Source organism: Candidatus Desulfolinea nitratireducens (assembly GCF_982879505.1).
Genome location: NZ_CEYOSI010000147.1, coordinates 1 through 8944, shown reverse-complemented (window position 1 = coordinate 8944; position 8944 = coordinate 1). Strand labels below are relative to the sequence as shown.

At 48.1% G+C, this 8944-nt stretch carries 8 protein-coding genes; 3 read left to right on the top strand and 5 right to left on the bottom strand.

Features of this window, described 5'->3' with window-relative positions; genetic code table 11:
- Positions 1–126: 126 nt before the first annotated feature.
- From metG to AC3DOM_RS12495, 5 genes are all read right to left on the bottom strand, one after another.
- Positions 127–1905: a methionine--tRNA ligase gene (gene metG, locus AC3DOM_RS12515; RefSeq protein WP_487919384.1), complete on the bottom strand. Its 1779-nt coding sequence runs from the start codon at positions 1903–1905 to the stop codon at positions 127–129.
- Positions 1906–2385: 480 nt separating this feature from the next.
- Positions 2386–2928 (bottom strand): YceD family protein, encoded by a 543-nt coding sequence (locus AC3DOM_RS12510; protein WP_487919383.1) that lies wholly within the window; start codon positions 2926–2928, stop codon positions 2386–2388.
- Positions 2921–3886: a polyprenyl synthetase family protein gene (locus AC3DOM_RS12505; protein WP_487919382.1), complete on the bottom strand. Its 966-nt coding sequence runs from the start codon at positions 3884–3886 to the stop codon at positions 2921–2923. Before AC3DOM_RS12505 ends, AC3DOM_RS12510 begins: the two co-directional genes overlap by 8 nt.
- 5 nt (positions 3887–3891) lie before the next feature.
- Complete coding sequence (locus AC3DOM_RS12500; RefSeq protein ID WP_487919381.1) at positions 3892–4710, bottom strand: TatD family hydrolase; 819 nt, start codon at positions 4708–4710, stop codon at positions 3892–3894.
- A gap of 164 nt (positions 4711–4874) precedes the next feature.
- The gene (locus tag AC3DOM_RS12495; protein ID WP_487919380.1) at positions 4875–6296 is read right to left on the bottom strand and encodes a phosphoglucomutase/phosphomannomutase family protein; all 1422 of its coding nucleotides are present in this window, start codon (positions 6294–6296) and stop codon (positions 4875–4877) included.
- Positions 6297–6390: 94 nt separating this feature from the next.
- Between AC3DOM_RS12495 and AC3DOM_RS12490 the strand changes: the two genes are divergently transcribed.
- The 3 genes from AC3DOM_RS12490 to mnmA form a co-directional block, all read left to right on the top strand.
- Positions 6391–7581, top strand: a complete 1191-nt coding sequence (locus tag AC3DOM_RS12490; protein ID WP_487919379.1) for a cysteine desulfurase family protein — start codon at positions 6391–6393, stop codon at positions 7579–7581.
- Between the two features lie 31 nt (positions 7582–7612).
- Positions 7613–8056 carry a GxxExxY protein gene (locus AC3DOM_RS12485; RefSeq protein WP_487919378.1) on the top strand — a complete coding sequence of 148 codons (444 nt, stop codon included), beginning with the start codon at positions 7613–7615 and terminating at the stop codon, positions 8054–8056.
- 17 nt (positions 8057–8073) lie between these two features.
- A partial coding sequence (mnmA, locus tag AC3DOM_RS12480; protein ID WP_487919377.1) for a tRNA 2-thiouridine(34) synthase MnmA occupies positions 8074–8944 on the top strand: 871 nt, incomplete at its 3' end.

Sequence of the window (8944 nt, the reverse complement as noted above, 5' to 3'; positions counted from 1 at the left end):
GCGCTGGTAGATTGATAATAAAGTGGGTTGCCCCTAAAAGAAGATAAATAGACTACGGATGTCTTGGAGACATCCGTAGTCTGCGTTAGCGATAAAATAATTCTTTATGGTTACTACCAGGCTGATTTATCCCAACCTCGCCCTTTCCTCTTCAACGATCTCTTGATCTAATTTCTTAAAGAGCGGACTCGGTTGATTGAACGCCGCACCTGGCTGTAAATTACTTGGCTTCCATTGCTCACCTTCAACACCCTGATAGCACAGGGCAGTGTGTGAACCAAGATTATCTTCCACAGTTTTGACAAATTGCTTGCCGAAAAGCGGCGTTTTGTAGCCGAAGGTGGCGTGCAGTTTCTCACTGGTGAAAGGCAGGAAGGGGGAGAAAATTGTTTTTAGAGAGTCAATTGCCTTCAGCGCGGTGTAAACCGATTTGGCAGCCTCGTCTCTGTCCACCTTCAATTCCTTCCATGGGGCGGAGGTGTCGAGGTATTTATTGACCTCGGTTGCCAGGCGCATCGCTTCATTCAATGCGGCCCGAATTTTCACCGCTTCAAGCAGATCGCCAACAGATGAGAACCCAGCTTCAATAGCGGCCAGCAACTCCAGGTCAGCGGGGCGAAGCGAGACAGTATCTACAACAGGAATATGACCCTCCCAATGTTTGTAGCAGAAGGAGAGCACGCGGTTGGCGAGATTGCCCCAGTTGGCGACCAATTCGTTATTATTATGGGCGACGAAAAACTCCCAATCCCAATCCGAATCTTTTGTTTCGGGCATATTGACTGTCAGATAATAGCGCAGCGCATCGGGATCATAGCGGGTGAGTGCATCCCTTCCCCAGACCGCCCAATTTTTGCTTCCACTGATCTTTTGCCCTTCAAGATTCATGAATTGATTGGCGGGTACATCGTACGGAAGTGTGAGGAGCTTTTCTTCTCCGGTAAAGATCTTCATGAATTCCGTGCCTGCGCCCATCAATTCGGCGGGCCATAAGGCGGTATGGAAAAAGATATTATCCTTGCCAATAAAGTGGAATTGGCGCGCATCGGGATCTGTCCACCAATCCTGCCAGGCATCTGGCGTCCCGTTGATCTGTGAAAGCTCTATCGGCGCAGATAGGTACCCGATAACCGCCTCGAACCAGACATACAGACATTTGCCATCCCAGCCTTCGACAGGGACGGGGATGCCCCAATCGAGATCGCGGGTGATCGGACGGGGGAGCAGCCCTTCAACCTCGATCTTCCCGAGAGATTCTCCAAGCACCGTATCGCGCATATGGGCGGAACGTTCGCGCAAGAAAGTTGCTACCTTTGGTTCGAGTTTGGAGAGGTCGAGATAAAAGTGTTCCGTTTCACGGAGCTCAAGCACATCGCCAGTTTTGGCTTTGGGATCGATCAATTTTGCTGGCTCCAGAACATTACCACAGCTATCGCATTGATCGGAGCGTGCGCCTGGTTCGCCACAGATATAACAAATTCCTTCAACGTAACGATCAGGCAAAAAGCGATTAGCTTCGGGGGAAAACCACTGCATCGATTTTTTCGCGTAAAGATGACCGTTTTCTTTCAGCGCTAGGAAAATACTTTGTGCAACCTTAAAGTGGTTTTCAGTATGGGTGGAAGTGAACATATCATAGCTAATGCCCATCTGCTGGAAAAGCTCCAAAAATCCCTCGTGGAATCGTTTATAAACCTTTTCGGGTGTGCTGCCTTCATCTTCCGCGCGCAAGGTAACAGGCGTGCCATGGGAATCTGTACCGCTGACCATGGCAACATTTCTGCCTTTCAGGCGATGATAACGAGCGATAATATCACCAGACAAATGTGAGCCGGTGATATTCCCAACATGGATTTCTGCGTTGGCATAAGGCCAGGCGATGGCTATCAGGATGTTTTCTGTCATAAGAGACTCCAGGTTTTTAGACTATAGACTTCAGACTTTAGACTTTAGACTTTAGACTTTAGACTTTAGACTTCAGACTTTAGACTTTAGACTATAGACTTTAGACTTCAGCCTTCAGACTTTAGACTTTAGACTTTAGACTTTAGACTTTAGACTTTAGACTTCAGACTTTAGACTTTAGACTATAGACTTTAGACTTCAGCCTTCAGACTTTAGACTTTAGACTATAGACTTTAGACTTCAGACTTCAGAATATTGATGTTCTTCCAGAATAAAAAAAAGCCGCCAATTTGTAGGCAGCTTCTTAAGAAATGGCAAACGTTTGGCTAACGTGCGCCCTTCCAGACTGCCAATATGGAACCTGGCATTGCCAAAGAGTATAAAAGAGGGGCGCAGGCTGAATTCATGAATATAGTTTACTATGGGCTGCACTTTGCGACAAGGCTTCATCCAAAAAATGCTTGAATATATTACTCTGTCTCAGATTAAATCTTTTAATCCAGCAAAAGGAGAGTTTTCGTCTTCTGGCGGTTCTTCCGGTGGAATATCTTCATGCCCGCAATCGTCGAGATTCAGATCTGTTCCACAAATCTGGCAAAGCCCAAGACAACCTTCTTTGCAGACTGGGTTGAAGGGTCGGTCAAGGTGAGCTTCTTCCTGGATGAGTTCGCCTAGATCAATTCCTGCGTTATCGGGCAGGATCAAATCATCTTCTGTCGCGTTTCGACGGTTGAAAACATAAAGCTCAGTTATTTCCCACTGAAGGGTATAGTCAAATAGCTTTAAGCAGCGGACACAATCAAGGGCAAGTTTTCCTTCAAAATCTCCCTGTATAAGTATTCCCTGTGGGGTACGGTTTGCCGTCACCAATCCAATAAATTCGGTTAATGTTAAATCATCATCAAGCTGAATTTTTGAGTATTCTAAGGGGAATTCGCGTTTATATCCAATCGATTGGGGTAAAAGAGATCCAAGATTTATGCGAAAAGGGTGGGGCGGTGCGTTTGCAGGGTACTCAGGCATCTCGGCTGGTGACGTAATTTGCCAGGTCTTCAAGAGCCTGGCGCTCTGCACCTTTTGGCTGCCCATTCAGTGCATTAAGGGCGCGCGATGTGTATTCCCTGGCTTCATCAAGCGCAAGCTGGATGGCATCACTGTTACGAATGGATTCAACAAGAGCAGTCATACTTTCTTCGTTACGAAATTCTCCACTCAGAAGAACCTTTACATTTTCATCTTTGGGGTGGGTTTCAATATAAAATAAAGCAGGCAAGGTGATCAACCCTTGTAAAAGGTCGCTTCCCACAGGTTTACCGATTGTGCTTTGCTCTCCAGTGAAATCGAGAATATCATCCATGATCTGAAAGGCTGTACCTATTTCACGTCCAAAAGTCTGGATATTTTCAACTGTTTGAGCATCTACTTCACTAATAATCGCTGCGCCTCGTGTAGAAAGCTCAAAAAGTGAGCCAGTTTTGGCATAGATTCGCTCATAATAGTTTTTGCGATTAGCCAGTCCTCGGCTTTCAAACATCTGGGTTAGTTCACCGTTTACGATAATTGCCAGAGTTTCCGCAAATATATCCATTAGGAGAAGGCTTTTGGTTTCAGCAGCAAGTTTTGCAGCGCGTGCAAATACAAAATCGCCAGTTAGCACTGTTGCGGCAGGCGTCCACCTGGCATTTAAGGTGGAGTTCCCACGGCGCATTAGGGAACCGTCGATCAAATCATCATGTACCAGGGTCGCTGTATGGAGCATTTCGATTGCGGCAGCCAGGGTTATTAATCGATCCTGGTCTGCATTGAGCATATTTCCAGTCAGCACTGTGAGCATGGGGCGGATGCGTTTTCCACCAGCATCAAGAAGGTTCTCAACAGCAGAATGAAGATCAGGGTGGCTCCCATTCGCCTGGGCGCGCATTCGTGCCTCGACCTTTTTAATGGTTGCTTGTACAGATGTTTCAAAAATTATCTTGTTCAAAAATTTCACCAATTAAATAACCGAGCAGCATTGGCGGATGTAATTTCCGCTATCTCCGCTGGTGTGTGTGCATGTAATTCGGCGACTTTGTCCGCGATCAAACTGACATAGGCTGGCTCATTACGTCGTCCGCGGCGAGGATCAGGGGCTAAAAATGGGGCGTCTGTCTCGATCAGCAAATATTCCACTGGAATAGATCTGATCACCTCACGGCGTTCTTCTGCGTTCTTGAATGTGACCGGGCCTGTCACGCCGATCATGAAGCCAAGCTCGATGGCTTTCTGTGCTGTTGAAAGTGTGCCGCTAAAGGAGTGTAGCACACCTGGGTTTTTTGAAAGCGGATTTCCGCTTGATCTTAGGCTTGCTGCCCATTCAGCGAGAATTCTCAGCAGGTCCTCGGCGCATTCACCATGTGGGGCATCACCCTTTTCGCGAAGGTGTAGGACTACAGGCAACCCACGCTCCTCAGCGAGAGAAAGCTGCTCACGTAATACATTTTCCTGAATATTGTGCGGAGCGGTATCCCAGTAATGATCAAGGCCAATTTCGCCGATGGCCTTTACGCGCGAATTTTCTGCCAGTGTTCTCAACTCGTCCAGTGTGGACTCTGTCCACGTCAGCGCATCGCTGGGATGCACGCCAACAGCGGCAAAAATTGTCGGGTAAGATTGTGCCATTTTAACGGCGGCAAGACTGGTATCATGTGTGATCCCGGGGACGAGGATGCGCGTCACGCCTTCTTCCTGCGCGCGCGCGATGACCTCATCCAGGTCGTCGTCGAATTTATTAAAGTACAAATGGCAATGTGTGTCTGTTAGATTCAAAGTAATAATAAAATATTAGTCAGTCTCTGAGCGGAACCGTAGCGGTAGCGGAGGTGCAGTCGAAGAGCGAAATCTTTGGAGAATTCGTCCTTCACTCCTTCGGAGTACAGGCGACTGCGCGTTGCTCCGCTCACACCGTCCCGGGATCCTTCGGGAGGAGCTGATTATATCCCTGCAATTCTCAATCCGTCTTGTAGGATTGCCTCAACCTTGTCCTCGTGCATGGTCTCGCAATAGACGCGGATGATCGGCTCGGTGCCGCTGAAACGGATGAGCAGCCAGCCGCCATCTTCAAGGTGGAATTGGTAACCATCGATGGTGACCAGTTTCGTCACTTTTAGTCCGCCAATACTTTCGGGGTTTGCGGCAAGGATCCGATCAATCTTATCTTGTTTATCACCCTGGAAGGGTGTGTCAATCCGATTATAGAAATGTTCACCGCCAACTTTTTCGAAGAGCAACTCCAGTAATTCGGTGGGTTTCTTGCCAGTGCGTACCATGCAATCGAGCATGTAAAGACCCGCCAGGATGCCATCGCGTTCGGGGACGTTGCCTCGGAAGGCGTATCCGCCCGACTCTTCGCCGCCAATCAGGGCATTAGTTTCCGTGAATTTCGGGGCGACATATTTGAAGCCAACGCCAGTTTCATAAACGGGAACATCATAAATTTTGCCCAATTTATTGAGCATTGTGGTCGTAGAGAGAGTTTTTACAATCGGGCCGCGTTCGCCACGGACTTCGAGTAGATAAAAAGCGAGCAAACCATAAGCTCTGAGTTGGTCTATAAAGTCACCATTTTCATCGCCAAAGCCAACACGATCTGCGTCGCCATCGTTGACGAGGAAAATATCGGCGTTGTTGTCTTTTGCAGCCTGTAAACCAACATCCACATTCGGCGGGATTGGCTCAGGGCGTTTCATTTCAGGGAAGCTGGGGTTGCGTTCGTTATGAATTTCGATGATCTTTGTCGAGCCACCCCCAAGCAGGTGGGTGAACCAGCCAGCGCCGTTCCCCCACATGGCATCCACCAAGACAGTTAATCCGGCATCCTTGATGGGTTGCAAGTCAATCAATTTTTTGATGTGAGCGATATAATCAACCGCTGCATCAAAGAGGATCACAGAACCATCAGCTTGCGCTTCTTTGATATTCTTGATTTTGACATCAGCAATATCATCCGGGATCAGGGCTTCGATCTTGGTCAGCCCTGCAGGGTTAATTGCACCGCCGTTTTCGTCACGGACTTTAAATCCATTATCAGTAGGTGGGTTATGTGATGCCGTCACATTGACTGCGCCAACTGCCTTCTTTGCGACTACCGCATGAGAAATGACCGGGGTCGGAGTTGCACCCTCGGTCAGATAAACCTTCAACCCGTTGCCTGCTAAAACTTCGGCAACAGCATCAGCAAAATCTTCTGAGCGAAAACGTTTATCATAGCCGACAATGACCCATTTTCCTGCATTGCCTTCCTCGAGTAGATAAGATGCAAAACCTTGCGCGCATCGACGTACCGTTTCAAAGGTATAGTCCTCGGCGACATGGCCGCGCCAGCCGTCAGTACCAAATTTAATTTTCGTTGCCATTAAAACTCCCGTAAATTGAACATCTTTAACGGGGGTTATTATAACAGGTCGATGTCGAAGCGGGTATAATCCGGCTATCATTTTGGAGAATTTTATGTCAGAAAAAATCTATCTTGATTACGCAGCCACCACCCCTGTTGACCCTCGTGTGTTGGATATGATGCTGCCCTACTTTACGCAGGATTTTGGGAATCCATCCTCTGTACATCGGTATGGACAGAAAGCCGAAGCCGCCCTTGATGAGGCGCGTGCCACCGTTGCCCGGATATTGAACTGTAAACCAAGCGAAATCGTTTTCACCTCCTGTGGAACCGAATCCAATAACCTGGCTATTCGTGGGGCCGCTCTGGATGCACGTGAGCAAAGAGGCGCGAACCAAATCCTGACCACACGCGTGGAGCATACCGCTGTCACGAAGACGGTTGAGCAGCTCGAAAAATATTATGGATTTCAGGTTAAATGGTTGGACATTGATGAAACCGGCATGGTTCTCCCGAAAACTGTAGCTGCTGCCATTGATGAGAAAACCGCTCTTATATCAGTAATGTATGCCAATAATGAGATTGGGACATTAAACCCTGTTTCAGAGATCGCAAAAATATGCGGTGCAAAAAATGTCCTTTTTCATACGGATGCTTTGCAGGCAACGGGATATTTTCCGATGGAAGTAGAGTCTCTCGGTATCGATCTGATGTCGCTTGGTTGCCATAAATTTTACGGGCCCAAAGGCGTTGGCGTGCTCTACGTCCGCGAGGGGACCCAACTTATTTCACACCAAACTGGCGGTGGGCAGGAGGATGGGCTCCGCGCGGGGACGCAGAATATCCCCTATATTGTTGGCTTTGCCGAAGCCTTACGATTGACCGATATGGAACGGGAAGCGCGAGTGTCGCACCTTAGACCATTACGCGATCGCATCATTGGCACAGTGCTAAAGGAAGTTCCAGATGCTCAATTGACGGGGCATCCTGTTGAGCGCTTGCCAAATCACGCCAGCTTTGCCTTTAAAGGCGTGGACGGAAATACTCTCACCCAATTGCTGGATGCGGCTGGATTTGCCTGCTCGTCCGGTTCGGCATGCAAAACTGGCAATCCCGAACCCTCAGGCGTGATGACCGCGATCGGGCTTAAGCCTGATTGGGGGCTGGGTTCATTGCGTGTGACCTTGGGTGCCCACTCTACATCTATGCAAGTGGATTCGTTTTTGGCAGCCTTGCCGGACATTGTTGATAGGACGCGGAATTTAACCAGAGATACCCTTTCGGGCACAAGTAAACGGGGATGAACAAAGATAGGATTGATGAACGAGGTAGATGATGACAGAACTTGATATAAATGCTTTGACAGAAAGAATTATTGGATGTGCATATAATGTGAGTAATACTCTGGGTATCGGCTTTGTAGAAAAGGTCTATGAGAACGCTTTTGCGCACGAACTCAAAAAAGATGGTCTCCATGTTTTACAACAGTATCCAATAAGGGTGCAATATGATGGAATTAATGTCGGAGAATTTTTTGCAGATTTGTTGGTTCACGAGCGTGTTCTGGTAGAAATTAAAGCTGCATCTGCCCTTGTGCCGGCGCATACTGCACAAGGTTTGAATTATTTGCGAGCAACTGGCCTTGAAACTTGCTTGCTGATCAATTTTGGAAAAACCCGCATCGAAATACGCCGCCTTTATCCTTCTCCCAAAATGGAAAGCTCCATCATAAATGTTTATCAAATCTTATCCTCGTTTATCTCCGTTCATCTCTGGTGAATTATTGGCTACCTACAATGGCTAAAGTCGTCGTCGCTATGTCTGGCGGTGTGGACTCGTCTGTTGCCGCGGCATTGCTCAAGGAGCAGGGCCATGATGTAACCGGGATGATGCTGCGCCTCTGGTCACAACCCGGCCTGGAAGACACTAATCGCTGCTGTACGCCCGATTCAATGCATTTGGCGCGTCGTGTGGCAGCGAAGTTGGACATTCCCTTTTATGTGGTGGATGCCAAAGACGCCTTTCGCAATACGGTTGTGGAATATTTTCTGGATGGATATACCAAAGGCGAAACACCCAACCCTTGTTTGATGTGCAATCGTCAAATACGCTGGGGAACCCTCCGTGAGCATGCTCTCGCCTTTGGCGCGGAATATATTGCGACAGGTCACTACGCTCGTCTGAAACAGGATTCTGATGGGGCCTATCAACTTTTACGCGGAGTGGATTTGGGCAAAGACCAATCCTATGTATTGCATGTCCTCACGCAGCAGAAATTGGCTCAATCACTTTTCCCGGTAGGAGATTTTCCCAAAGAAGAGATTCGGGATATTGCCCGTAGCTTTGACTTACCGACCGCATCCCGTTCAGACAGCCAGGATTTATGTTTTCTTGCTGGCGGCGATTATCGAGACTTTTTGCGTGAATATGCACCTGAAACCACACAGCCCGGTGAGATCATTTCCCGTGATGGTGAACTTTTAGGAGAGCATCAAGGCTTGGCTTTTTACACAATTGGTCAACGGAAAGGACTGGGTGTTGCTGCGTCAGAACCGCTGTATGTATTGGCGAAAGATATTGCCTCTAATGCGCTGGTCGTCGGGGCTGCTGATGAACTCGGTCAACTTAGTATGACCGTGAAAAATGTGCACTGGATCAGCGGAAATG

Excerpts from the sequence above, each read along its gene's own strand:
- metG (WP_487919384.1), bottom strand. The coding sequence starts at position 1,905 with ATGACAGAAAACATCCTGATAGCCATCGCCTGGCCTTATGCCAACGCA.
- AC3DOM_RS12510 (WP_487919383.1), bottom strand. The coding sequence starts at position 2,928 with ATGCCTGAGTACCCTGCAAACGCACCGCCCCACCCTTTTCGCATAAAT.
- AC3DOM_RS12495 (WP_487919380.1), bottom strand. The coding sequence starts at position 6,296 with ATGGCAACGAAAATTAAATTTGGTACTGACGGCTGGCGCGGCCATGTC.
- AC3DOM_RS12490 (WP_487919379.1), top strand. The coding sequence starts at position 6,391 with ATGTCAGAAAAAATCTATCTTGATTACGCAGCCACCACCCCTGTTGAC.
- AC3DOM_RS12485 (WP_487919378.1), top strand. The coding sequence starts at position 7,613 with ATGACAGAACTTGATATAAATGCTTTGACAGAAAGAATTATTGGATGT.